Below are 25,176 nucleotides of genomic sequence, written 5' to 3'. Positions count from 1 at the left end.
GACCGCCATACTCATGCGCCGCCGAAAGGGCAGATCCCGTGTACACCGTGCTCGTACCCGCGTTCGTCGTCTCCGTCGCAGTGCTCGCCCTCGCCATCCCCGCCCTCATTGTCGTGGAGACCGTCCACGCCATCGCGACTTGCCGATCCGCCGTGGAGAATCCTCCGCCGTGAGCCGGCCGACTCCGAGCGCGCATAAGCATCCGAACACAGGCCGCGTAGCAATCCCGACCACCGCCAGTTACCCCCAAGTCTTGCAGGAACTTCCATGGCGAACTCAGTGGATTCGGTACCGAGCTCAACGACGTCCAACGCTACGAGGGGTGAACGGGTGTTGATCACGGCCGCGGTAGCGGGCACGACAATGTTTCTGCTGAGTTCGGTGGCGCTGTCCGTCTTGATCGGAAAGTCGATTGCACGAGCCGATCGGGTCGAGGGTGTCCAAGGCAGCGACCCGGTCCACTGTCTCTGGTGCACAGGGTGCGGCCACGTTTCATTGACGTCGATAACACCCCAGCCCGGCTGGACTCACGGCGATGACGAGCGCTACTGCCCCGACTGCTCGGACACCAGATTTCGCACATGGGGCTACTCCTAGCTCCACGCGATGAGCCGCACGTCAGTGTCGACGGAATCGCGTCTAGCGATCCACCGCTGCTTGCATTCCCGCATTGAGATCCTCTCTAAAATCGTCCCCACCTGGAGGTGATCACTTCAGGTGCCCGACGACGTTCGAGGCGAGGCTGACAATCACCCGCCGTTGGTGTGGCTTTGGTGGGATGGCCACCTCGTCCGTCGCGGACACTCCGGCCGCTGATTGAGACACGTATCTGCGAAAGAGTCGCTACTTAGAGGAATGCCGGCGGAGCCGTCCACCCAGTCGGGGCACTTCGACGGAAGGGACTCTGTGACAGCACAACCGCAAGCGGTGTGGATCGGTATCGACATCGGTAAGACTCACCATCAGGCCGCGGCGATCGACAACACCGGCCGGCAACTGTGGTCGGTCCGCGTCCACAACGACCAACACAGCATCGAACGTCTCCTCGACAAGGCGCGCACGACTGACGGCTCACCCGTGATCCGGTGGGCGGTGGATCTGACATCACCCGAATCAGCTCTGCTTCTCGCTGTCCTCGTCGCAGCCGACCAGACGGTCACCTACGTGCCTGGGCGAGTCGTCAACCGCATGACCGGTGCCTTCCCCGGTGAAGGCAAAACCGACGCCAAAGACGCCGTGGTCATCGCCGAAACGGCTCGCCTACGCCGCGACCTGACCACGATCACGACCCCGGACGACGTTGTCGCCGAACTCGGACTATTGACCGCCTACCGGGCGGATCTGATGGGGGAGTGGGTTTCCCGCATCAACCGACTCCGTGCACTTCTACTGCGGATCTTCCCTGAACTCGAGCGTGCCTTCGACTACACCACCCGCACCGGACTGGCCCTGCTCACTCGCTACTGCACTCCAGCCGCGATCCGCACCGCTGGCACCGACGAGATCGGTACCCATCTCCGCGAACTCGGTGTCCGACGGCCGACAATCCCCGGTATGGTCACCAAAGCGCTCGCCGCCGCCGAGGCGCAAACCGTTGCAGTACAAGCAGAATCGACCACCGAACAACTCGTCATTCGTCTCGCCGAGCAGCTGCTCGACCTAGACCACGAGATCAAAGCTCTCGACAAACAGATCGTCGAACGCTTCCGCAGTCACCACCAGGCCCACATCATCGAGAGCGTCCCCGGTATCGGCGCGCGCCTGGGAGCCGAGTTCCTTGCCATCACCGCGGGTGACCTCGCCGCATTCGGCACCGCCGCCAAGCTGGCCGCCTACGCAGGGCTTGCTCCCGTTCCCAACGATTCCGGAACCCGCACCGGAATCCTGCACCGTCCCAAGCGCTACCACCGACGACTACGACACGTCCTCTTCATGGCGGCCTTCAGCAGTGCGCAAAGAGAAGGACCGTCACGAGAGTTCTACCAACGTAAACGCGCCGAACACCAACGACACGTCCAGGCCACCATCGCACTCGCTCGCAGACTGGTCGACGTTCTCTGGGCATTACTGCGTGACCAACGTGAATGGCGGCCAAGTGGCCCGCTCGGGGTTGCATCTGTGGCTGCATAGATGCAACCGCGAGCGAGTGGGCACATTCGCAGGAGTGAGGACGAGTCGTCGCTAACCGAAAGGGACGATGGATCGGACTCCACCCGAATAGGTTTGCTGCTCGTATTCTGCGCCGCAGCCCGCCCATGCGGACTTTTAAGTAAGCGTCAGGAGGCCGCGAGTTGGTTGATGTGGGCCGTGGCCAACACATGACGGGGCATGCCGCCGCCTGCGGTTCGAATCATCGCGTGACCCAGTTGCAGGCTCGTGGTGACGTAGCGTGGGGCGATTCGCCGCAGCACGGGGTAGAGCGGGCCGAGCACCTTGTACAGCACGACGTACAACGCAGTCTTCGATGTTGTACCGGGCAGAGGGAGGACGAACGCGGGGCGGAACATGTATGCGCGTGGTGACAGTGCCAGCAGAGCGTTCTCCGTCTCGCCCTTGACGCGCGCCCACATCATGCGGGTCGTGCCGGTGCTGTCGGTGCCGACGCCGGAGACGTAGGTGAAGACGAGATCGGGATCGGTGGTCAGCAGTGCCCGGGCGGCGGCCAGGGGGAAGTCGTAGGAGACCCGGCGGTACTGCGTCTCACTCATCTTGAAGGCAGAGGTGCCCAGACAGTAGAAGCAGGCGTCGAACCCGACCAGATCGTTCTGAACGGTGGTGAAGTCGGCGAAGTCATCGTGGGGAAGTTCGCGGAGCTTGAGGTGGGCGCGACCGGTGGGTGTACGGCCTACGGCGAGAACATCGGTGACCTGCTCGTCACGCAGGCAGGCTTCCAGTACTCCTTGCCCGATCATGCCGGTGGCTCCGAAGATGACAATGCGCACAATGGATCCTTTTCCTACGGTCAGCGGTGGTGTCGGCTCGGTTGCTGTGGATGGTTTCGGGCATGGGAACCCGATGCCGGTGAGCCGGCGGATTCGAGCTCAGGCGTTGATCTCTTCGTAGAACTCGATCCTGAGAGGTGCGGCGAGTAGTTCGCCGAATTGCGCCATGACCTCGCCGCCGGTCTCGGCTCGCCATGCGGCATAGGCCTCTTGGTCGCGTTTGTCGTCCCATTGCTCGATCAGTGCGAATGCGGTGTCGTCGTCGGCGCTGCGCACCACCCGTACGCCGATGCAGCCGGGCCGTGAGCGGGTGGCGGCCAAGGTCTCGCGGTAGAAGTCGACGACATCGTGACTGCGGCCGGGTTTGGCTTGGGCGTGCAGGATGACAGTGAAGGCCATGGGGAACTCCGATTGTTCGGTGAGCTGGATGGATGACCGTCAGGCGCGCTGTGTGCCTGCCCGCCGCAGCTCGAATCGGCGAGAAGTGGGTCCTGTCCAGTCTGACGTCAAGACTTTGGATTGTGAATCATCGAGACGCCGCAATACCTTCGCCAGAGTCCTAGATTGTGTGTATGGATCTCATGTCCGATCTTCTCCGGATCTCCCACGCGCGATGCGTGCTGTCCGGCGGTATCTCCGGATCAGGTGCGTGGGCAGTACGGTCCCCGGCCCCGGGACGGATCAAAATTCTGGGGGTCATCCGCGGGTCCCTGTGGTTTCGGCTCGACTCCGAACCAGCAGACCTGAGGGTCGACGCGGGCGAGGTTCTGGTGGTGGACGGCCGCACGTCTTTCGACATGGGAAGCGATCTGCATGAATCGCCGGTACAGCTGCGGGAGAACGACCCGGTTCATCCGATCGATCGCGACGCCGACCACGTTTGCGTCACCGCGCACATCGAGTTGTTCGACGCCGCCGACGACTTCCTTCGAGACGCAATCCCACCCGTCCTGCATCTACACGGTCGAGCGCGCGAGGCGACGACTGCGGCCTGGGTCCTCGAGGAGCTCTTCGACGAATTCGCCCACGAACGCGCTGGTCGCACGGCTGCCTCGGCTCAGCTGACGCAGTTGCTGTTGGTGCAGGTTCTTCGGGCATGGGTGGCAGCGGCGGATGAGCTGCCATCAGGGTGGGTCCGTGCCGCCGCCGATGACCGGTTGCGTCCGGCATTGCAGCTCATGCACGCCGATGTGGGCAGAGATTGGCATATCTCCGAACTTGCTGCGGCGTGCGCGATGTCGCGGAGCAGCTTCGCCCACCGGTTCACCACGACCGCCGGCGTTCCTCCTCTCACCTATCTGTTCAGGTGGCGAATGCGCTTGGCCGAACGGTCGCTGGACGATGGATCGTCATCGGTAACCGAACTCGCAACGCAGCTCGGTTACCGGTCCGAGAGTGCTTTCAGTGTCGCGTTCAAACGTTGGTCCGGGCTCGCGCCGAGTCGATTCCGGCAACGCGACCCGCGATCGGACCTGTCCTGAGCCGGTCTCGATTCAAATGTCGTTGGCTGATAGGCGAAGCCACGACCTGCGACAGCGAAGGTCGTCGTCATGGCCGCGATCAGTGCCGCCCGGGGCGATGCTCACTCAGGCGAGTTCAACCGGCGCAGGACACCGGAATATGCATGGCACGCCTACACCGTCATCGCACTCGGCTGCAGACATGCGATGTCTAGGCGCGCCACGCGGCTCCTCACAGTTCGTCGGCGCCGCGTTCTGTGCGGATACGGCTCGATGCAGAGCCAATGAGTGCGCCGAGATCTGCCCAAATCATCGCGGCTGCTTTGACACTCGCGCCAAAACTCCGAGATTTGCTGCGACGCTAGTAGCTATCCATCGGCATTAGAGTTTCCCGGTGGCTGCAAGTTCCAGCGTGCCATCATCCATTTGCTTCCCGCATTGAGATCCGACCATCTTGACGGCCGGGAGGTGGCCACCCCACCGGCGTCGGCCAACGGTCTTACATCCCGCCTGCGGGCAGTGCCGGCCTCCCTACGGACGTACCCCGAATGGAACGCCGCGGCGCTCCACGCCGTCGACGCTGTGATCGATCTACTTCGGTCAGCTTGCTAGCCTGTCGGGGTGATCGACACTCATCAGGCTTGGTGGTGGCTGCGCTAGCAGCCCGGTCGACCATGTCCTGCGGGCTGTATCTCAGCCCGCTGATCTTTCGTACGGACCAGACGCGCGGCTGATGCAGCCCGCTCCGTTCGTGCAGAGAGGTCTTCGAATGAGCACCCACACCTACATCTCCAGTGTCGAGCGCAGCAACGTGCTCGCCACGAATGTCGCGGCCGATCCGGGCCGGTATCGCACGTTGACCGGGGAAAGGCCCACCGGGCCACTGCATCTCGGGCACCTGTTCGGGACGATCCGAGAACGCGTGCGACTGCAAGATCTCGGTGTCGAGACGATGATCGTCTTGGCCGACTACCAGGTGATTACGGACCGCGATGCAATCGGGCACGTGCGACGGCACGTGCACGACGCGGCCTTGGACAACATGGCGGCGGGGATCGATCCCGACAGGTCGACGATCTTCACACATTCGGCGGTACCCGCCCTCAATCAACTGGTGTTGCCGTTCCTGAGCTTGGTGACCGAGGCCGAGCTTCACCGAAACCCGACAGTGAAAGCCGAACTGGCCGCCAGTGGCCGCGCCCTGGGCGGTCTGTTGCTGACGTATCCGGTGCACCAGGCGGCGGATATCTTGTTCTGCAAGGCCAACGTAGTCCCCGTCGGTAAGGACCAACTCCCTCACATCGAGATGGAGAGGGTCATCGCACGGCGCTTCAGCGACCGATACGGAGCGGTGTTCGACGAACCACAAGCACTGCTGACCGCGAGTCCTGACGTTCCAGGCCTCGATGGGCGCAAGATGTCGAAGAGTTTCGGTAACGCGATCACGCTGTCGATGACACCGGACCAGACAGCTCAGGTAGTACGTCGAACGGCCACGGACTCTGAGCGACACATCTCCTATGATCCGAAGACGCGACCGGGAGTGTCAGCACTGCTCACCGTCGCGGGCCTGTGCACGGGCAGAGAACCGGCCGCGATAGCTGCTGAAATCGGCTCCGCAGGGGCTGGCACATTGAAAACCCTTGTGACGGAAGCAGTCAACTCGTACCTTGCGGAACATCGCCGTCGACGGGCAAAGCTCGCTGCCGATCCCGGCTATGTGCAGTCGGTAGTGCGCCAGGGAAACCAGCGCGCCAACGAGATAGCAGAGCAGACCCTGGACGAAGTACGCACCGTCATGGGCACCTACTACTGAGCGAGGCGCGCCGCTTTCCCCGCACAATCATCCCTGACATCGTCGCCCACCTAGAGGTGATCACTTTCAGGTGCCCGTCGGCGGTCCGAAGCGGCAATCACGCGATCCGCCTCTACGGGAGGGGCTGCCCGACGTCGATTCGATTCCCGTCCGGGTCGCAGAAAACGAAGCCACGAAGTCCGTAGTCGGCGTCGCGCAGACGTTTGACGATGCGCACCTGGTGTTCGACCAGGTGCTCGTAGAGGCCCACTGCATCTTCGACCATCAGGTGCGCAACGTTGTAGGTTCCAGCTCGGTGTCCGCTCACCAAGGTCAGATGCAGTTCGGCGGCATCTCGCCGCATGATGACGAATCCGGGCGGGCTGCCGTTGGCGAAGGTCACGGTCATGCCGAGCACGTCGCGATAGAACTCGATCGAGTGCTGTATGTCGGTGACGGGAATCGTGGCTGCGATGCGGCCGAAGCCCACGGTGGTTGCGCTCATTATCGATCTCCTTGCACAGAGTTCGGGCGGCGAGGCGGTGCTCGCATCAACCCTGTCTCTGGGCGCGGTGGCCCCTGCTCGAAGTGTATTCAACGGGAGCACTATTCGCGTCACCGACATCCACGTATTCGATCATCGGGCGTCTCCGCCCACCTTGTGCTCTCGCATTGAGACCCTTCACGTTGTAGGGGTCTGAGGTGCCCGCTTCAGGCGCTCGTCGGCGGTGGTTGAGTGACGGTTCGGCAATCGAAGGCGAACGCGGGCGGTAAGTCCGTGGTCAGCCGAGCCGAGGCGAGCGGTCCGTGAAGATGGCATGTTCGGTTGCTGCTGACCCGATCGCCTGCTAATTTGACTGCACCGGAAGTAAAAGCGCTGGCTGTCAGCCGCGTTCGCACGCCGCTCCATCGAGCCGCCACTTCTCCCTTGACCGGAGAGGTGCCATGAGCCCGAAAAAAGAGCGAGCTACAAACAATACTGACGAGGCGCACGTCCCCTCGCCGCGGCACCGTCCGCACACCTTGAAAGCCGCGGCGGTAGCTCTAGCCGGCCTTTCGGCTGTGTTCCTGTTCGAGATGCTCGACAACTCCATCCTCAACGTTGCTCTTCCCGCCATCGGGCGTGAACTCGACGCGTCGACCACCGCGCTCCAGTGGGTCACCGGTGCCTACGCGGTCGTATTCGGCGGACTGATGCTGCTGTTCAGCGCCATCGCAGACCAATTCGGCCGACGCCGTGTGATGCTGCTCGGACTGACGCTGCTGGCCGTCGCCAGCGCTGCCATCGTCCTCGTCACAACACCCGAGCAACTCGTCGCAGTCCGTGCCGTCATGGGTGTCGCTGCGGCGATGACCACCCCCGGTTCCATGGCGCTGGCTTTCCGACTCTTCGATGAGGAGCCGCTACGCGTGAGAGCGCTCATCCTCATCTCGACGGTCGGCCTGGTGGGACTGGCGGTCGGGCCGACCGTCGGCGGATTCGTTCTGGCCTTCGCACCCTGGCAGGTTTTACTCTTGATGAACGTACCCATCGCGATCCTTGCATTCATCGGAATCCGCATGGGCGTAGCCGAAGACCTCCCCGAGGAGTTGCACCGCGACCCTCTCGACGTTGTGGGGGCACTCCTCGGCACGGCCACCATCGTCCTGGCGCTCGTAGCGCCGACCCTGCTCGTCGAACAGAGCGCAGGTTCGTGGATGCCATGGGCGTCAACTGCCGGTGCCGTGGCAGCGGCAGTCCTCTTCGTCGTCCGCGCACGCACCGCTACGTTCCCGCTCCTGGACCTCGAACTCGTGGCCCTCCCGCTCGTGTCCAGCGGCCTCGCTTACAAAGCCGCTTCCGGTCTGGCAATCGCAGGCCTCGGCTACATGGTCACCCTTCAGCTGCAGTTCGCATGGGGCTGGTCGCCGGCTCTCGCATCGATAGGGATGCTCCCTCAGGTCATCGTGTTGCTCTTCAGCGGCCGACTCGTCGCACCATTCCTGCGCAGGGTGGGGATGAACCACGCAGCCTGGATCAGCGCGGCGGCGGTCGTTCTGGGCCTCGCCGTCTTCGCCGGGGGTAGCCGTTTCGGCTATATCTGGATCGCGCTCGCCCTCGTTCTCGTCGCCGTCGGGATGCGCATCGTGGGTGTCGTCGCAGGTACCAATGTCATGACCGGCCTTCCGGAGAATCGCACGACAATCGGTGCCGCCATGGTCGATACGTCGAGCCAGGTCGCCACCGGCATCGGGATCGCTGTCACCGGCACCATCCTTGCGGCGCTCTTCACGGGCAATATCTCGTCCACAACGTGGAGTGCCGACGAAGCGGCCTCGTTCCAAACCGGAGTCACCGTAGCGGGGTTCGCCATCACCGCGGTAGCCGCAGCGCTCGTGTTGCTCGGCATGATCCGGGCGCGGTCAGATCGCGGCACCGCCGTCGAAGCTCGAGTGCGACACCCGCTGCACCGATCCCGCCGGCCGATCGAGGGGTCGATCGAGTTGTAATGGCTGCGGATGGTCCCCGCTCCCTGTGGGTCGGTAAGGCAGCCGTTAATTCGCAATATCGCTGTCTAACAACGGGTTCAGGTTGATACACGCGCCTGCGACTGCGACGCCCATCAGAAGTAGGGACGATCCGACGCGACGCATGCCGAAAGAGTAGTCGCACAGAACGCTCCACTCGACGGTTCAGCAGCGGGGATTCCGCGACACCGGCCCCAGAGTGGAGCGGGAATTGCAGCGCTACGACCCGCGCACCACGTCGAATGCCGATTTGTGGGTGAAGTCTGCCCGCAGCAGTCCGAAGTTCTGTTCGGGGTCGGCGGGGTCGGTTCCGGAGTCACGCAGCGAGTGCACGAAGACCGGCCCGAAATCCATGATGGTGGGCAACCCGGCGCTGAGCACAGTCACCCCGTGATCGACGCGGTGCACGCCGATACCCCGCGGCGTCGGGCATCGGTGGTCTACGTCCCTGGGTCGAGAAATGTATACAACAGCGAGACCGAGATCCGCTACTACGGCGAGGGGTAACGGGAACTGGGACAGCGGATGTGGGAGTACCGGAGGGTGTCCCCGAGCGCCGAGTAGGAGGAACTACTGCCACGGAATTCTGTAGGGCAGTTCGTCGTCGGGTGTGGACGGAGCAGATGCGGGGAACCAGATGAGCATGGGGTCGAGCTTCAACTCGGCGACTTCCGGTGGCACTGGGACGGACAGGGTTTCGATTTCGTTCCAACGGCATTCGCCCGCACCCACCCGCTCCGCATAGGCCTTCAGTTCCGCGGACGCCCCTGGCAGTGAAGCGATGTCGTACATCATCGAACTGTCGACCATGCGTGGCTGGTCGAACGAGGGCAGCGGGGTGCGCTGGACGCGGGCGCGGGTCTCGGCCATAGTGTCGAAGATGTCGGTCATCTTCCGAAGTGCTTGGCGCAGAACGGGATCGTCGGACTCCATCATGCATCTGCCCAGGGTTGCTTATCGGTGCCCAACGAGTACGGGTCCTGCGGTACGTGGTACATCGGGCCCGCATCGGCGGTGGTGAAGATATCCTTGGCGAGATCTGCTCGGTTGAGCCACTTGGTAACCGGTGCGAGCTTCTGCTCGAACTGCTCGTTCATGTAGCCGCTGGGGCTGGCGACGATTGTGAGAAACTCCTTCAGCGCCGCGATGCCCGTCCGGATCGACTCGTAGAGCGTCATCGCCAGGTAGTATCCGGTGCGGAGAATGTCGTAGACGCGATAGAGCTGATAAGTGATTCCAGCAATCCCGGCTTTCTTGACCAAGAATTCTGCGACTTTCTCGCCGGTGGTCAGATCCAGTTCTTTCTCGACCATCTCACGGACTGTCCTGACCAACGCGTGGGCAGACTCCCTGATCTCCTCGGACGCGCGTTCTGCGACGGCTTCGACTACGCGCCCGCACGCACCCTCCCACTTCATGGCCTCGACTTGCTTGGCGGCGTAGCCCTTGTAGGCCACGGCTGCCAATCCGTTCCATTTCGGATCCACCCGCGAGGTCCCACCAGCCAGTGCTTCGCCGCCGTGTTCCATCGCCTCGCCGGCTATGCGGTAGGCACCCCCAAGTCGCCTGAGGTCATTCCAGTTTCCGCCGACCGGGCGGACCAATTCTTGCAATGGGCTGTGTCCGATCAGGTGCTCGATGGCGTTGTCGATATCACCGAGCCACCCGGCTGCATCGGCGATGACGGCCGCCAAGTCGTCGGGGAAGGTCGCGGGGGCCGGGTAGTCGATTCCTTCAGGCCGGCCGTAGTCGACGACGTCGGAGTAGTCGTCGACGCTGCCGGTCGCGGCGCGATTCGCGTCGCCGGGGTCGTATCCGGGCATACCGACCGGAAGGCCGTGGGTGTGTCGATTGAGCGCTTCGTAGTTTCTTTGGTCCTGATCCGAGTACAGCCATGCCGCGGTGTTGAGATTGTTGCCGAGTTCTCCGCAATTGACCGCCAGGTGAACGTGCCTGCCGAGCCAGATGTCTTTCATGCCCTCCAGGGGTGCAACGAGCGTCCCGAGGAGTGCTCCCGCCTCGGCCGCATCGGGAACGGCATTCTCGTTGAAGTACTTGTACGACTTCATCGTCTGACTGCTGATCTCGGACACCAGACGTCCGAGGCCGGAAATCTCCTCAGGGAAGGCCCTGAATTTCTCGTCCATGCGAATCCTCAATCCCCTGGCGTTCGACAAAGGCTGGCAATGATGTCGTCGATCGTGCCGCGCGAGATCGACCGGTCTGTCTGTTGTTCGGCCAAGACCATGAACACGGCGATGGTCGCATTCGAAAAGCCCTGCATTGCAACAATGTCGATGGATGCCGCTGGTGGATCGCAGTCGTACTCTTGCAGGAGGTTCGATGCAGTGACGGTGTACCGAACCGCCGGTGCGCCATTGATCTGCAGATTGATGGGCTCCGAGTATCGAATAACGGCGTCGTCGTCGGGGGCCTGCCGAAAAATGATGTCAGTTCGACGACTCACTTCCAACGCCGCAGTCTGCACGTCCACTCCGCTACGGCCGGTGATTCCGGTGCTTGCCTTCGAGACTCCGTCCCGAAACTCGGGACAGTAGTCGTATTCGAACTCCGCGAAGTCGCCGAAGCGCAGTGACTCCTCGTCGTTCTCCCACCCCATGACCCCACCCCGCTGAAATTGCCAGTCTCCCGGCACTGTGTAGCGGATGCCGTATTTGGTGTCGATGGGGATCGGGTCGCCGTCAGGAACGTCGTTTTCCGGGGGAGCAAATTCCATGGATGGAAACCCTGGCGGAGGCTTCGCGGCAGTCGTGGTTCCCGTCGGCGGCAGCGTTGTGGCTGCCTCCGACGTCGGCGCGGTGACGCCCTGGTACGAATTCGGTGCTTGTGGGCCGAGCTTGGGCAGCAGGTAGCCGACCGCCAAGAACAGTCCCAGTAACGCCGCGACGCGCAGTAGACGCATTTTCAGACTCACAACGCTCCCCCCGAAGTCGCCACACGCTAGCACCTCGGTATCGGTCCGACGTTCGACCGACAACCCTTGACTTCGATCTGACGATTCGGAGCTAATGAATGGGCGGGAACCTCCCGAGTGGGAGTTCCGAGAGCCGTCTGCAACGTAGCGGACACGTCGAGGCAATCCCGCAAAAACATGTAACGACCTGCGTCTACCTGCCGATCTTCATCAGGACAAAGCAAGTAGGACCAGCTAGTCTGCTCCGTGGGGTGACACGCAGTCGTGTCGATCGCGCAGGGCGCGATACAGCGGATGCATAGGGGAATCAGTTGGCGATCAGCGGCTCGGGCGCGCTGGGATCGGTCGTGTCTCGACGCGACGCTCGGCGGTTGCGCAAGGTGACCTCGCGTCGCGAGTGGGAGTCGCACTACATCGATGGACTGCGCATCACCGACACGCTCGTGGTGCTCCTCGCCGTGACGGTTGCGCAGATCATCCGTTTCGGTGAGATCGACTTTCGCAATCCGTGGTCGATTGCCGGCTACATCGGCGTATCGGGTGCCCTCGCTGTCCTGTGGCCGACGTTCCTCGCCATCTTCCGCACCCGTTCCCCTCGTGTCATCGGCAATGGCTCGGAAGAGTATCGACGCATCATCTCGGCCACGTTCCGTCTCTTCGGCACCGTGGCAATTCTGTCTCTGCTGTTTCGCTTCGACATCGCGCGTCTGTATCTCGCCATCGCATTTCCCGTCGGCCTGATCGGGTTGCTGCTGAGTCGATGGGGATGGCGCAAGGTGGTCGCTCGCAAGCGTGCGCGTGGTGAGTATCAGACGGCGGTGCTCATCGTCGGAAGTAAGAGTTCGGCGTTGTCGATGGCGAGGTCGTTCGAGCGTTCTCCCGGAGCGGGTTACAGCGTGGTCGGCATCTGCCTGCCCAACTACGAGCCCAGCAGCGCCGCGTCCTTCACGATCGACGGCATCGACATTCCGGTGCTGGGGGACGAACACAGCGTCGTCGAGGCTATCGAGGTCTCCGGCGCAGACACCGTCGCGGTGACGGCAACCGAGCACATCGGCCATCACGGCCTGCGAAAGATGGTGTGGGACCTCGAGAAGAAGAAAGTCGATCTTGTCGTCTCTCCCGGCGTCATGGACGTCGCCGGCCCGCGACTGGTGATGCGGCCGGTCTCGGACTTCCCGCTCATCCACGTCGAGAAGCCGCAGTACAACGGGGCCAAAAAATTCGGGAAGACGGCCTTCGATCTCGTCTTCGCCGCGTCGGTGTTGCTGTTGATCTCGCCGATTCTGCTCACCCTCGCCGTGATCATCAAGCTCACCAGCAAGGGCTCGATTTTCTACAAGTCCGAGCGAATGGGTATGGACGGCAGGCCGTTCCAGATGATCAAGTTCCGCAGCATGGTGCAGGGCGCAGACAAGCGGGTGCAGGATCTCGCTGCCCTCAACGAGGGTGCGGGCGTGCTGTTCAAGATGCGTGACGACCCCCGCGTCACATCCGTCGGCAAGGTGATGCGCAAATACAGCCTCGACGAGCTACCGCAGTTCGTCAACGTCCTCACGCGCGATATGAGCGTGGTGGGTCCGCGGCCGCCACTGCGCAGTGAAGTCGAAACCTATGACGGCGAAGTGCGGCGACGATTGCTCGTGAAGCCGGGCATCACCGGGCTGTGGCAGGTGAGTGGCCGATCTGATCTGTCGTGGGAAGAGAGCGTGCGTCTGGATCTCTCATACGTCGAGAATTGGTCCATGACAGGCGATTTGCTCATCATCGCGAAGACAGCGGTTGCGGTCGCCAAGAGCGAAGGCGCGTACTGACCGCGCGGGGTGCATTTGCCCTCCGCTTGGTGTGTTTTATTCGTGTCATCTATTGCTGACCTAGGAAGAAGTAGTCCCCGTCGTCGGTGACCACGCGATTCGCCCGTTCACGAAGTCGATGGCAACGCCGTCTGCATAGGGGTACTCGTCCGTGGTGGGGAAACCGTGTGCGGTTGTCCAGGCCGCGAGAATTGCGCCATGGACGGCGTGGGTTCCGTAAGTGGCGTGACTGAAGACGCGGAAGCCGGCGGGGTTGTCGAAGTCCTGCGTTCCGTTGGCGAAAGGTGCAATGGGCACCAACTGCCAACGGCGCGCAATCGAGCCGACGGGGACGGGAGAGCTGAACCAACCGTTGTTGGTCAGGAAGCGAGTGCCGTTGACATGCTCCTGCGCGAAGCCTCCGCCCATCTCGTAGACCGGCGTGATCGGCGCTCCGAGCGGTGAGTCCCGATTGGCCCCGAACAGTATCGCTTCCTGCCGGGCCGGAAGACCGGCAAGCTGAAGCGTGGCGACCGTGGCCAAGGCAGACTTGCCGGAGTAGTCGGTGTTCACTACCCCGAAGCGGTCCTCGTCATCGTTGCTGCTCGAGTTCGCGTCTCGTACGGTATAGATGTAGAAGGCACCTGCATACGAGACTTCGGTCCATTGCAGCAACGTGTTCATGATCAGGTCGGACTGCTGCTGTGGCGTCAATATTGTTGTCGGAGCGCCATATTCGGTAATCCATATCTTCTTGTCTCCATCCCCGTAGCGTCTCATGATCGAGTGCATCTCGACCATTTGACGCATCGGAGAATTGTCGTAGAGTGCACCGATCGCCAATGGTGCTGCGTAGTCGTAGGGGTGAAACGAGAGTGCATCGAAGTGCCCGTGTAGTCCCGCGGTGTACATCCGGTTCAGAAATTCGATCGCATGCACTTTGCCGTCACTGTTGTCGGCTGGCCCCATCGCGCCGGCAACGACCGTGGCAGTCGGACTTGCTGCCTTGATCTTGGGATAGGCGGCGCGAACCATCGACGTGTAGAAGGCGGCATCGGGCGTCGGTGCGAAGAACTGCCGCCCGTTGGGCTCGTTCCATATCTCGTACGCCGAAATTCGGCCGTTGTACCGCCCGGCCACGGTACCGGCGAAGGCACCGAATGCGGCGGCGGACGCGGGCCGGGTCGTCACTGTGGGAGCAGTTCCGTAACCCGCCCACGTCGGACACGACCAGAGGACGCCGAGGATGTTCAGGTTGCGTGTCCGCGCGGCGTCGACCACGTAGTCGACCATGCTCCAGTCGTATGTCGCCGGGTTCGGCTGTATGACATGCCACATGATGTCGATGCGTACGACAGTGCCGTGCGAGGCGGCTATGACGTCGAGTGTTCGATCTACGTCTGTGGTGGCACCGAACAGCAAACTCGAGCCTGTGGAATACCCGACTGGAACGGGTGCGGTCTCGGGTGGGTTCTCCGCGGGACTGAGCGTCCGTGTTGGTGAATCGAATCCAGCGATAGCCAGGGCACCCACCACTGACCCGGCGGCCACCGTTCCGATGAAGAGGCGACGTGAAACGATCTGGCGGCCAGACCTACTCATATGGCTACGCCCACAATCGCATCGCTGGTCTTTCGATCACCACGTAGGTGAGGCTCGCGATGGCGATCGTGGCGCCGCAGAGAGCCGCGAAGCTCCAGAGCACGCCGAAGTAGGTGGCGGGTACTGGAATATCTGCTCGCTCGGCGAGCAACATGACCGGATAGTGCCACAGATAGATCGACAACGAGATAGTTCCGACGTACTTGATCGGACGCCAATCTGTCACTGCGGCAATCGAAGAGTGCTCGCCGCGCGCGAGCGGGGTGATGATCAGCAAGACCAGGGCGGCGGAGGCGATCGCGAACGGCGTGGCCATCACACGGGGAGCAACAACGAAGCAGCAGAGCGCTGTTGCCAGAAAGACGAGCACGGTAATGCCAAGGGCGAATTGGATGCGAATCGTCGACCACGCCTTGAGTGCCCCGCCGCCGATTGCGACGTACACGACGGCCGCGATCATGCCCATGGCGAAGTTGTCTGCCAGGGCCAGGAAGCTACGGGATAGAACGGCGATCCAGTTCGGACCCCAGAAACGCTCCAGGGGTGTCAGCTGTGGGTTGGCATTCTGAAGCGCGATGACGACGGAGGTGGTGACGGCACCGACGACGATCAGAACGGCTGGGGCGATCAGCGCCAGTCTCAGAGTCGATATCGATGTCTTGCGGCTGAGCCAGAATGTCCCCATTGCCATCAGCGGCAGCAGCAGATAGAAGGTCAGTTCCACAGTCAACGACCACGAGGGATTCAGTCCGGTCTGCAAGGTCGACGGGAAGAAGGACTGGGTCAGGGTGAGTTGAGCCAGCAGATGAAAGGGGTTGGTGATCATGCCCGTTCCGGCGTCCGAAGTGGTCCATCCGACACTGACGGGATTGACCACATACGAGGCCTGCAGGATGAAGTTGGTGACCAGGAAAATGAACAGGTATGCCGGAAAGATGCGCCGCACGCGTGCGATGAAGTAGCGCCGAGTCGACGGTTGTGTGTTGCCCGCGAATAGCTTTCGTACATATGGCAGGTAGAGCAAGAAACCCGACAGAACGAAGAAGAACGTCAGCCCTTGTCCCAGGAAGTCGATGCGAATGGTGTCGACGATGTTGGGGGCGTAATGGGCCGATACGTGCACCAGTAGGACTGACAGACATGCGATCCCACGAGGTCCCTCGAGTCCGCTGAGCCATGTCTGCTTCGGCGGTTCGGAGCCTGGCGTATGGGGTGCTGTCTGCTTACGCATGTGCTCGAGTGAGTGCTTAGGCATGGTGCTTGTTCACCTTTCGCGGTGGCGCTGGCGGTGCAACGGGTTTATCCACGAACGGAAGTGGCTGTGGCGCTGAGATGTTCGAGTCGTCAGTTGGTTCCACAGCATCTGCCGCGACGAAGGTCAGCAACACGACGAATGCGAGCGTCACCGAGGGGTTGGTGACGACGGGAAAGTCCAGCTGCAGCCCTACCAGCGAGAAGCCCACGAGGCCGGCCCCGGCCACCCCGCTTTCCCAGGGTTCCTTCCGCGCATTTCGGTGCGCGAGGACGGCTCCTGCGACGAGGACGAGGACGAAGGCAAGGCCGACGAAGATGCCCCCGCGATAGATCGATACCAGCGGCGAGTTCGCGACGTAGTTGGCGTTGTACCCCGCCACCTCGTTGGTGAATTCGTCTATTCCCCAGCCCTTGCCGAAAAGCCAGTTTCCCTCCATGGCAGCAGGGAAATCCGAGAGGGCTGCGGTGCGGGCGCGGGTGCCGGTATCGGAAGCTGAGAAGGAATCGAAGATTCGATCGGCAACAGCGGGTACAGCGAGGGTGGAAGCGGCCGCGGCGATGCAGCCGGCAATGATCGTGATGCGCTTGTCGGCCCGCATCTTCTGGAACATCAGCAACGCGACTGCGGCGACGACTACGGAGAACATGGCACTTCTGCTCAGAGTGATCACCAAGGCTCCGCCGATGATGAGGGCATAGACAATTCGCTGCCGACCGCGTAGCAGTGCACACGCGAGGGTCAGTCCCACGAGGGTGAAGATCCCGGCGACGTTGGGATCGATGTAGGTTCCCGTCAACCGCACGACCTGCGTCATGCCATCCTGGTAGAAGCGCAGGTGCGTACCGATGATGCCGGTGTTTCCGTATCCGAACGGGGCGAGGTGGTTCATCCACGAGCCGGACTTGTCGAGAAAGAACATAGCCAGCGCGAAGACGGATCCGGTGCCGACGCCATAGACGAAGACGCGGCCGAAGCGGCGTAGATCATCCTTCGGCAACCGCAGCAGTGGGAAAATTACCGACATTGCGACGAGCCACCGAGTGAACTCGATGATGTCCTGCATCCTTACCGCCGTGGCGATCAGCGAAACGAAGGATGCCGCGATGAGAATCAGCACGGTGATCTCGACGGGGTCGATGGGGCCGAGTTCGATCGGATGTGTCATCGCAGAGATCCACACCATTACAACCATCAGCAACGCGATGGGTAGACCCGCGCCTGGGAGCACAGCGAAGGGCGCACATCCCGCGCTGAACGCCAAGCCCACGTAGGACCAGCGTGGTTGCACCACAGCGACAGTGACGGCGGCCAGACCGGCGATGAGCGCGGCCCCGAGAGTCAGGCCGAGCTTTTGGCCGCTGCCCAGCCCGATGCCGAGCGCCAGGGGCAACGCCACTGTCATGAACACGGCCCCGAGTGCCGCACGATTCAGCACGGTCTGAGCCATTCGTGCACCGAGTCGTGCGGCACCCGGCTCTGCCAACGTTGCTCGCCTCGCTCGTAGAGCCCGCGGCCTGCGGCGACAGCGGCCGAGCGGTCCAGTAGGAATTCGCGACACCGTTCGATGGCGACCGCCGGATCGGCGATGCCCTCGATGCCCAGAGCGGAGGACAGGGAGCCGACCGCCGCGGGAGTACCGACGACGGGCAGACCGCGGCTGGCTGCATCGAGAATCTTCACGCGGACGCCGCCCCCGGTAGCGATCGGTGCCACGAGCGCGCGGCAGGTGTCGAGGAAGCCGGCCAGATCGTCGACGAATCCGAGATCACGGACCCCGTCGGGCAGGTCGAGATCGGCCGCGTCGGGATGGGGCGTGCCGACGATGCAGAGCTCGGCATCGTCGATGCCCGCACAGATCTGCGGCCACCAGCCCAGCAGAATTTTGTAAGCCTCCTGATTCGGAGGCCAGGTGCGATCTCCGAAGAACACCAATCGATTGCCGGAGTTCGCGATGTTCACTTGCTTCTTGGGAGGGAGTGTCAGATCCAGCCAGTGTGTACGGGCGATACCTGCGCGTCGGTAGAACTCGGCCTCGTCCTCGTCGTAGGTGCCCACGGTGTACGCCCCGCGGGCGACGCGCAGTTCGTCGCGCAGGATGCGCGTGGAATCGAGCTTTCCGATCAGGCCCCGGGTCGCCTTCCACACCAGAGTCTCGGAGACGACTGTGCTGACGGCAAGGGGGATGGTGCCGGCCTTGGTGGAGCGGAGGAACGGCTCGGCCATGTAGGTGTGGTCAGCGACGAAGATGTCGGAATCGGTGTCGTCGATGGCGGCGACGACGGAGTCGATGTCGAACCTGCTGTGCACCAGACTCTTACGGTAGCGAGCGCTGCGCAGGGCGATGGTCTTGATATCTGCGTCGGCCTTGGGAACTCGCCGCCAGCCGTCGGCCGTGCTCTCGGGCCGAGTCGACAGGCAGATGGCCCGGACGTCGTAGGACTCGGCGGCAATGCCCATCACCAGTCTCGCCATGGTCAGATCGCCGGTGGATTCGTGGCTGGGATCCTTCGCCAGCAGGAAGGTCGCTTTCACGACGGTTTCACCTCCGCGGGACGGTGTACGTAGATCGCGCGACGGTAGACGACGAGCATGGCGAACTCGCAATACACGCACGCGATGGCTGCGCCGTACCCACCGAGCCAATGCGCCAGAATGAACACCGAGACCACCTTCAGCGTCGCCACACTGGCTGTGGCGCGCACTCTCAGTGCATCTCGATGTTGCAGCGACAGGATCATCGTGAACACGAAGTTGACCGATCGGCCGAAAACGAAGAGCGACAGGAGCAGTGCCACGTAGCCGACGTCGTCGTGGCCTCCCCACAGCAGCACTCCGACGCTCACGGCTGCCATCGCCGCTGCCGTCGTCAGCGAGACCTTCACGATGTTGTTCACCGGGGGAGCGGAATCGACGTGGCCGTGCGCATCGCGCAGCGAATTTACGAAGGTGTTCGCATAATTCTGTCCGATCGAGGCGATGGCCAGGGCGGTGACGATCGCAACCGAGTAATAACCTGCCGCATCGGATCCGGCAACGTACCCGATGATGAGGACGTCTCCCGATGCGTATGCCGCGGCGGCGAATGCTTCGGAGGACAGCAGGGTGATCTCGCGTCGGTTGCCCGGCATCTGGGGTGCGCGTCCCGGTACGAACCTCAGGGTGGCGCACCAGATCACGATGTACGGCAACAGATACAGCGTGCTCGAAACGTACAGCTGCGGATCCTGTGCCAGGTACAGGTACGAGCCACCGAGGCCGATGGCGACGAGTTGTCGTGCGGCGTCGAACCGCATGGTGACATCCGGTCTGCTCTCCCGCAGGTAGCTGCTCTTGAAGGTGTTGAACAGCAGCTCGCCTGCGGCGACGACAATCGCGAATCCGGCCACGTACCACTGGGTGTACACGGCGATCCCGATGGCCGCGATGGCGGTACCGAACAGCACACGCAGGCATCGTTCACGCTGGAAATCGTCCTCGGATACCCGCAGCGACCGGACGAAGAAGGCGTTGTCGAGCGGAGCGTTGAGCAGTGCTGCACCGGCGAATCCCATTGCGTAGATTCCGTATTCGCCGACACCGAGAGTGTGAATCATCGCCGCTGTCCACAGCAGGCCGAACACTCGTCCGCTGTAGCTCCAGAACGAGGCGAGCCCGGCGCGGACGATGTTGCTGTTCGGAACGACTCTGGGCATGGCTACAGGTCCGCCCAGGCATGGAGGAAGGGTTGCGCGCACCGGTCGATGGTGCGGGCCTGCCTTAGTGTGCGAACTTCGGCCTCACTGGTACGAAGCTGGTCCTCGTCACAGATTATCGAATTCGCCTTGGCCGCAATGGCGTCGATGCCGCCCTCGACTCCGATCGCCCCGCCTTCGGACGCGGTCTCCACCAACGAGCCGTCGAGAATACAGATGATTGGGGTGTTGTAGGCGAACGAGCGGGACACCGCACTCGATGCGGCCCATACCTTTCCGTACGGATTGTCCTTGGAGTACGGCACGATCAGGAAGCGGAAGGAGGCGAAAAAGGCATCTTCTTTCTCGTCGTTGACCTCGCCCAGAACCTGCACGCCCTCGGTGGCGGGCAGCGTGTCGGTGCCGCGTCCGGCCACCACGATTCCGATCGAATCGTCGAGTTGCTCGCGCAGCCGGCCGATGAGCTCGAATCCTTTGCCCTTGTACACGTGGCCGAACATGCCCACGGCGGCAGGTCGTTCGGCCAGCGGGGGCAGCTCGTCGCGCGCCGGTACGAAAATACGCGAGGCCACCGCGGTGGAACCGGTCATCTGCATGCCCACGTTGTCGGCACCGACGCTCGTGAGCGCGAACAGGGTGCGGCCCCTCGTGGCTCGACGCTGCAGCGCCGCGATCAGGGGGCGGGTGGGGTAATGCACGGCGTGATGCAGTAGCCGAAATCGATAGAGCAGCTTGGTCTTGAACGGCCACCACGCCGGGTTGGGGGCGTCATGAACCGTCGAGGTCACCGGGATACGGCGGGGGAGCCACGAGGCCCAGAACGTCGAGAGCGATCCGGCGCTCTGCTCGAAGTGCACGATTACGGGGCCGCGCTTCTCGGCCGCGAGCACCGAGGCACGCACTGCACGGACGTTGGTGAGGACGTCGCGGACGGTCTCGGCACCGTCGGTGGCGATGCGGTACTCGATCACCTGGAGGAAGTGATCGCGGACCGAATCGAGGAAGTCGTCGGCATAGTCGCCCACACCGCTTCGGCCTGCGGACGGGGCGATGTAGACGAGTCGGGTCTCGGCGAGGGGAGCCATGATCTTCTGCCTTCTCGTCAGTACAGCAGGGGTCGAAAGACAGGGTGGTAGTCCAGAGTCGATGTGCGGGTTCCGACAACTTTGGCGGGGATCCCGGCCACGATCTCCATATCTGCGACGGACTTTCGCACCAGTGAACATCCGCCGACGACGGCGCCGTCGCCGATGGTCAACCCCTGAAGGATGGTGGCCCTGCTGGCGATCCAGGCGTGATGGCCGATCCGGACAGGACCGAGCTCTATCGCGAAGTCGTCACTGTGGACGAGGTGTTGGCCGGTGATGATATGCACGTCGGACGCCAGCACCACACTGTTCTCGAGGCTGAGGCCGCCGCGGGCGTCGAGCATGCAGTCGAATCCGATGGAACAGTTGTCTCCGATCACGAGGCGATCGATACCCAGCACCGTCGTGCCCATCATGATCGAAGTGTTGGTCCCGATCGTGGCTCCGAACCTCCGGAGAAATGTCTGCCGGATCCAATGCGAGGGGATACGGGTGATAGCCCAGTTGAAGATCCGCTCGCCGAACTGTGTTCTGCGACTGCTCTCATAGACATCGGTCATCGCAACTGCCCCTCGATCAGCGCCAGGTCGTGTTCGACCATCGCGGCGACGACATCGGCAAATCGTTTGGTGGGCTCCCACCCCAGCTCTGCCTTGGCTTTGCTTGCGTCGCCCACCATTTCCGCAGACTCCGCGGGCCTGCCGAACGCGTCGGAGGTGGTGACGAAGGAGTGCCAGTCTTCGATCCCCGCGGCATGGAATGCGGCCGCGACGAACTCTCGTACAGAATGGGCTTCGCCGGTGGCGATGACGAAGTCACCACCGGTCTCGTGTCCGGCCATACGCAGCGCCGCATCCACGTAGTCGGGGGCCCACCCCCAGTCGCGACGAGCATCGAGATTTCCCAGTTCCAGAGTCGACTGGTGGCCGTGCGCAATGGCCGCTGCTGTTGCGGTGATCTTGCGTGTCACGAAACGATGTGGCCGAAGCGTGGATTCGTGGTTGTAGAAGATTGCGTTGCTGGCCCGCAGGCCCCGGGCGCGATACATCTGCACGATGTGGTGGCTGAACGCCTTGGTTGCTCCATAGGGGGAAAGTGGGGCGATAGCTGTGTTTTCGTCCTGCAAAGAGGACGGGGTTCCGGCAAATATCTCTGCGCTCGAGGCATTGACCAGAACGCGGTCTGTGCCGGTCGTGTTCTGTAGATCCAGTAGTGAGTCGATGATTGCAACAATCGACTGTCCGTTCACAGCCGTGGTCTCGATCGGATGGCTCCATGAATACGCAACCGAGGATATTCCGGCAAAATGAAACACCAAGTCTGGTTCGGTGTCATAAACAATCCGACGGCATGCATTTTCGTTGCGTAGTTCGACTTCGACGACGGAAAGTCCGCAAATATCGTCTATATCCGAGTGGTCGGTTTCCGGCTGCACGGTGCCGACTACTTTGTATTCGAGTTCCGTAAGTCGCCGGGCCAAAATGTTGCCGTCCTGTCCGGCGACGCCGGTGATGAGTGCGCGGGGGCTCACCGGAGGGCCGGCCCCTCGGCGCGCTCGGCGCGCAGCAGTTCCAGATCGCTACGGACCATGAGCCCCACGAGGTCCGGGAAATCCAGGGTGGGCTTCCAACCGAGGACGCTGCGTGCTTTGGTGGCGTCGCCGATCAGAAGGTCGACTTCGGCGGGGCGCATGAAGGCGGGGTCGACGTGGACTTTGTCTGTCCAGTCGTCGATGCCTACTGCGGCGAATGCGTGGTCGAGTAGCTCTCGGATGGAGTGGGTTTCGCCGGTGGAGATGACGTAGTCGTCGGCGTGGTCTTGTTGGAGCATCAGCCACATGGCTTCGACGTAGTCGCCTGCGAAGCCCCAGTCGCGTTTGGCGTCGAGGTTGCCCAGGGCGATGTTCTCCTGTAGTCCCATCGAGATGCGGGCGACGGCCATCGAGACTTTGCGGGTGACGAATTCCGGTCCGCGGCGGGGTGATTCGTGGTTGAACAGGATGCCCGAGCTGGCGTGCAGTCCGTAGGATTCGCGGTAGTTGATGGTCATGTAGTGCCCGTAGACCTTGGCTACGCCGTAGGGGCTGCGGGGCCAGAGCAGGGTGTGTTCGTTCTGCGGTACCTGTTGGACTTTGCCGAACATTTCACTGCTCGATGCCTGGTAGAACCGTACGTGCTTGCTGGAGCTGTCCTGGTAGAACCGCAGTGCTTCGAGGACGTTGAGTACGCCGCCTGCGGTCACATCGGTAGTGAGGCGCGCGTTCTCCCATGAATACGCGACGAAGGAGATGGCGCCGAGGTTGTAGACCTCGTCGGGTTGTGCGTCGCTGAAGGCGCGCATCAGTGACGACAGGTCGAGCAGGTTGCCGGAGAGAATTTCGACGAACGGGTGCGATTTCTCCAGTAACGTTCGCTTTGGATTGTTTTGGCCCTGTACCAAACCGTAGACCTTGTATCCCTTGGAATGGAGGAGCTCTGATAGGTACAGCCCATCCTGTCCGGTGATGCCGGTTATCAACGCACTCTTCATGCTCGCCTCTCGCGCCCTGATGTATCCGCCCCGACGGCTGGCTTATCTTTTCACGTACACGTCGTTCGCGTGCAGTGAACGACGTGGTGTGAAAAGGAGTCGGTACATACGAAATGAATGTCATAGACGGTGTCGGCAATCCTCGGAATGGCTGTCGGTTCTGCGCGTGGGGTGAAACAAGATCTAGTATTCGTCCGTGGTGGTACCGCCCGGTGTCACGTGTGGAGGATTCGGCAGGAGAGCTACGCGTTGGACATCCGTGAGTACCTGAGGATTTGGCGGTCGCGCTGGGTTTCGATAGGCGTCACCGTCGCCGTCGCGGTGCTCGGGGCTGTCATTGCCAGCGCTCTCAGCACGCCTCTGTACCAAGCGTCGACACAATTGTTCGTCGGTGCCGCGGGTGGGGCATCGGCGAGCGAGGCCTATCAGAACAATCTTTTCGCCAAGGAACGCGTCACGTCCTATGCGCGCCTCGCTGCTGGGAAACAAGTGGCGCAGCGAACGATCGACACCCTCGACTTGAATATGAGTGCCGACGAGCTGATCGAGCGGGTGACTGCTACTCCGGTCCCCGACTCGGTTCTGCTCGACCTGTCGGTACTGGATTCCGACGCAGACAGAGCAGCGGACCTGGCGAATTCCGTTGCGGATCAGACCAGTCGATTGGTGTCCGAGCTGGAGGGTTCGGAGGGCGAAGGGTCGCCGGCGGCGGCTACGGTCGTTCAATCGGCTCTTGTGCCGACGAGCCCAGTCTCGCCCCTGTGGGGCCGAAATATCCTGATCGGCCTCGTCGGTGGTCTTTTTCTGGGGCTGATCGTGTCGGTGCTTCGCGACCGCCTCGACATTTCCGTCAAGGACCGGACGCGACTCGGTGATGCAGTTCTGTGCCCTGTGGTCGGCGCGATCCCGTTCGTCAAGATGAAGAAGAATGCCACCCCAGTATTGTTCGGCGACAAGTACATCGAGGCGTCGGAGGGTCTACGGGAACTGAGAACTAATCTGCAGTTTCTCGGTACCGGCAATCCTCCACATTCGATGGTGATCACCAGTGCCGAGGACGGTGCTGGAAAGACTGTCACCACGGTGGGTCTCGGAGTTGCATTGGGGGAGGCCGGGCATTCGGTGATTCTGGTGGACGCCGATCTACGCGGAGCTCGGCTCGCGCGGCATCTGGGGGTGATGTCCGATGTGGGGCTGTCGAGCGTATTGGCGCATCAGGTAGCCGCGACACAGGCGATAGCAACGTCGATGCACGAGAACGTGCATGTGATGCCTGCCGGGGTGGTTCCTCCCAACCCCAGTGAACTGCTCAGCACTCCTACGTTCCGCACACTGGTTAGGGACCTTTCCGGCCTGTACGACTTCGTGCTGATCGATTCACCGGCCGCCCTCCGCTACACCGACGCAGCGTTGCTGGCTGCGGCGTGCGACGGGGCCGTGCTGCTTGCACGTAGTGGGCGAACCAGAACGACCGACCTGGCGAAGGTATCGCAGAAGATGGGACTGGTCGACGCAACAGTGCTGGGTGCGGTTCTGGTCGGAGCGAAGAGCACGGACCGCTGACTGTATGGCTCGCC

Annotated in this window: 23 protein-coding genes; 7 read left to right on the top strand and 16 right to left on the bottom strand. The window is 62.3% G+C overall.

The genetic code is table 11. The features are described 5' to 3' along the window. Window positions 1-38: 38 nt before the first annotated feature. Together ASH04_RS27455 and ASH04_RS19825 are read left to right on the top strand one after the other, a co-directional pair. On the top strand, window positions 39-173 hold the full coding sequence (locus tag ASH04_RS27455) for a hypothetical protein (protein WP_268793684.1): 135 nt from the start codon (window positions 39-41) through the stop codon (window positions 171-173). Between the two features lie 733 nt (window positions 174-906). Then, complete coding sequence (locus ASH04_RS19825) at window positions 907-2,130, top strand: IS110 family transposase (protein ID WP_048317696.1); 1,224 nt, start codon at window positions 907-909, stop codon at window positions 2,128-2,130. A 146-nt stretch (window positions 2,131-2,276) separates the two neighbouring features. Here ASH04_RS19825 and ASH04_RS19820 read toward each other — a convergent pair whose 3' ends face one another. Then, window positions 2,277-2,942 (bottom strand): epimerase, encoded by a 666-nt coding sequence (locus ASH04_RS19820; RefSeq protein ID WP_032392175.1) that lies wholly within the window; start codon window positions 2,940-2,942, stop codon window positions 2,277-2,279. A 99-nt stretch (window positions 2,943-3,041) separates the two neighbouring features. Continuing rightward, window positions 3,042-3,341 carry a putative quinol monooxygenase gene (locus tag ASH04_RS19815; RefSeq protein WP_032406119.1) on the bottom strand — a complete coding sequence of 100 codons (300 nt, stop codon included), beginning with the start codon at window positions 3,339-3,341 and terminating at the stop codon, window positions 3,042-3,044. Between the two features lie 173 nt (window positions 3,342-3,514). Between ASH04_RS19815 and ASH04_RS19810 the strand changes: the two genes are divergently transcribed. Both ASH04_RS19810 and trpS read left to right on the top strand, forming a co-directional pair. Then, window positions 3,515-4,423 carry an AraC family transcriptional regulator gene (locus tag ASH04_RS19810; RefSeq protein WP_032392177.1) on the top strand — a complete coding sequence of 303 codons (909 nt, stop codon included), beginning with the start codon at window positions 3,515-3,517 and terminating at the stop codon, window positions 4,421-4,423. Between the two features lie 748 nt (window positions 4,424-5,171). Continuing rightward, the gene (trpS, locus tag ASH04_RS19805; RefSeq protein WP_057474607.1) at window positions 5,172-6,218 is read left to right on the top strand and encodes a tryptophan--tRNA ligase; all 1,047 of its coding nucleotides are present in this window, start codon (window positions 5,172-5,174) and stop codon (window positions 6,216-6,218) included. 112 nt (window positions 6,219-6,330) lie between these two features. On the opposite strand, the gene ASH04_RS19800 is transcribed toward trpS, so the two are convergent. Then, window positions 6,331-6,702 (bottom strand): VOC family protein, encoded by a 372-nt coding sequence (locus tag ASH04_RS19800; RefSeq protein ID WP_057474330.1) that lies wholly within the window; start codon window positions 6,700-6,702, stop codon window positions 6,331-6,333. Between the two features lie 440 nt (window positions 6,703-7,142). Between ASH04_RS19800 and ASH04_RS19795 the strand changes: the two genes are divergently transcribed. Beyond that, window positions 7,143-8,687, top strand: coding sequence for an MFS transporter (locus tag ASH04_RS19795; RefSeq protein WP_082519348.1), 1,545 nt, complete (start codon window positions 7,143-7,145; stop codon window positions 8,685-8,687). A 237-nt stretch (window positions 8,688-8,924) separates the two neighbouring features. On the opposite strand, the gene ASH04_RS19790 is transcribed toward ASH04_RS19795, so the two are convergent. From ASH04_RS19790 to ASH04_RS27315, 4 genes are all read right to left on the bottom strand, one after another. After that, complete coding sequence (locus tag ASH04_RS19790) at window positions 8,925-9,092, bottom strand: hypothetical protein (protein WP_156394612.1); 168 nt, start codon at window positions 9,090-9,092, stop codon at window positions 8,925-8,927. A 183-nt stretch (window positions 9,093-9,275) separates the two neighbouring features. Further along, window positions 9,276-9,641, bottom strand: a complete 366-nt coding sequence (locus ASH04_RS19785; protein WP_057474328.1) for a hypothetical protein — start codon at window positions 9,639-9,641, stop codon at window positions 9,276-9,278. Then, window positions 9,638-10,852: a hypothetical protein gene (locus ASH04_RS19780; protein WP_057474327.1), complete on the bottom strand. Its 1,215-nt coding sequence runs from the start codon at window positions 10,850-10,852 to the stop codon at window positions 9,638-9,640. The genes ASH04_RS19785 and ASH04_RS19780 overlap by 4 nt, the downstream gene beginning before the upstream one ends. Before the next feature lie 8 nt (window positions 10,853-10,860). Continuing rightward, the gene (locus ASH04_RS27315) at window positions 10,861-11,640 is read right to left on the bottom strand and encodes a hypothetical protein (protein WP_235580052.1); all 780 of its coding nucleotides are present in this window, start codon (window positions 11,638-11,640) and stop codon (window positions 10,861-10,863) included. A gap of 347 nt (window positions 11,641-11,987) precedes the next feature. On the opposite strand from ASH04_RS27315, the gene ASH04_RS19770 reads away from it, so the two are divergent. Next, window positions 11,988-13,454, top strand: coding sequence for a sugar transferase (locus tag ASH04_RS19770; RefSeq protein ID WP_235580051.1), 1,467 nt, complete (start codon window positions 11,988-11,990; stop codon window positions 13,452-13,454). Window positions 13,455-13,514: 60 nt separating this feature from the next. On the opposite strand, the gene ASH04_RS19765 is transcribed toward ASH04_RS19770, so the two are convergent. The 9 genes from ASH04_RS19765 to ASH04_RS19725 are packed head-to-tail and all read right to left on the bottom strand — an operon-like array spanning window position 13,515 to window position 23,599. After that, entirely contained in the window at window positions 13,515-15,035 is a 1,521-nt protein-coding gene (locus ASH04_RS19765) for a cellulase family glycosylhydrolase (protein WP_057474326.1), read from the bottom strand. Between the two features lie 4 nt (window positions 15,036-15,039). Continuing rightward, window positions 15,040-16,290 (bottom strand): acyltransferase family protein, encoded by a 1,251-nt coding sequence (locus ASH04_RS19760; protein WP_057474325.1) that lies wholly within the window; start codon window positions 16,288-16,290, stop codon window positions 15,040-15,042. Continuing rightward, window positions 16,283-17,737: an O-antigen ligase family protein gene (locus ASH04_RS19755; protein ID WP_057474324.1), complete on the bottom strand. Its 1,455-nt coding sequence runs from the start codon at window positions 17,735-17,737 to the stop codon at window positions 16,283-16,285. The genes ASH04_RS19760 and ASH04_RS19755 overlap by 8 nt, the downstream gene beginning before the upstream one ends. Further along, a complete protein-coding gene (locus ASH04_RS19750) occupies window positions 17,719-18,822 on the bottom strand; it encodes a glycosyltransferase (RefSeq protein WP_057474323.1) in 1,104 nt (367 codons plus the stop codon). The genes ASH04_RS19755 and ASH04_RS19750 overlap by 19 nt, the downstream gene beginning before the upstream one ends. Further along, window positions 18,819-19,982, bottom strand: a complete 1,164-nt coding sequence (locus ASH04_RS19745; protein ID WP_057474322.1) for a lipopolysaccharide biosynthesis protein — start codon at window positions 19,980-19,982, stop codon at window positions 18,819-18,821. Before ASH04_RS19745 ends, ASH04_RS19750 begins: the two co-directional genes overlap by 4 nt. Window positions 19,983-19,984: 2 nt before the next feature. After that, on the bottom strand, window positions 19,985-21,067 hold the full coding sequence (locus ASH04_RS19740; protein ID WP_057474321.1) for a glycosyltransferase: 1,083 nt from the start codon (window positions 21,065-21,067) through the stop codon (window positions 19,985-19,987). A gap of 17 nt (window positions 21,068-21,084) precedes the next feature. Beyond that, a complete protein-coding gene (locus tag ASH04_RS19735; RefSeq protein ID WP_057474320.1) occupies window positions 21,085-21,630 on the bottom strand; it encodes an acyltransferase in 546 nt (181 codons plus the stop codon). Further along, window positions 21,627-22,601 carry a GDP-mannose 4,6-dehydratase gene (locus ASH04_RS19730; protein ID WP_057474319.1) on the bottom strand — a complete coding sequence of 325 codons (975 nt, stop codon included), beginning with the start codon at window positions 22,599-22,601 and terminating at the stop codon, window positions 21,627-21,629. The genes ASH04_RS19735 and ASH04_RS19730 overlap by 4 nt, the downstream gene beginning before the upstream one ends. Further along, window positions 22,598-23,599: a GDP-mannose 4,6-dehydratase gene (locus ASH04_RS19725; RefSeq protein WP_057474318.1), complete on the bottom strand. Its 1,002-nt coding sequence runs from the start codon at window positions 23,597-23,599 to the stop codon at window positions 22,598-22,600. Before ASH04_RS19725 ends, ASH04_RS19730 begins: the two co-directional genes overlap by 4 nt. A 219-nt stretch (window positions 23,600-23,818) precedes the next feature. Here ASH04_RS19725 and ASH04_RS19720 point away from each other — a divergent pair, with 219 nt between their 5' ends. After that, window positions 23,819-25,162, top strand: a complete 1,344-nt coding sequence (locus tag ASH04_RS19720) for a polysaccharide biosynthesis tyrosine autokinase (RefSeq protein WP_162247552.1) — start codon at window positions 23,819-23,821, stop codon at window positions 25,160-25,162. The last annotated feature ends 14 nt before the right edge of the window (window positions 25,163-25,176 follow it).

Source organism: Rhodococcus sp. Leaf233 (genome assembly GCF_001426165.1).
Taxonomy (GTDB): Bacteria; Actinomycetota; Actinomycetes; order Mycobacteriales; family Mycobacteriaceae; genus Rhodococcoides; species Rhodococcoides fascians.
Note: the sequence above shows the minus strand (reverse complement) of the source record. Positions and strands in the feature narration are given on the sequence as shown.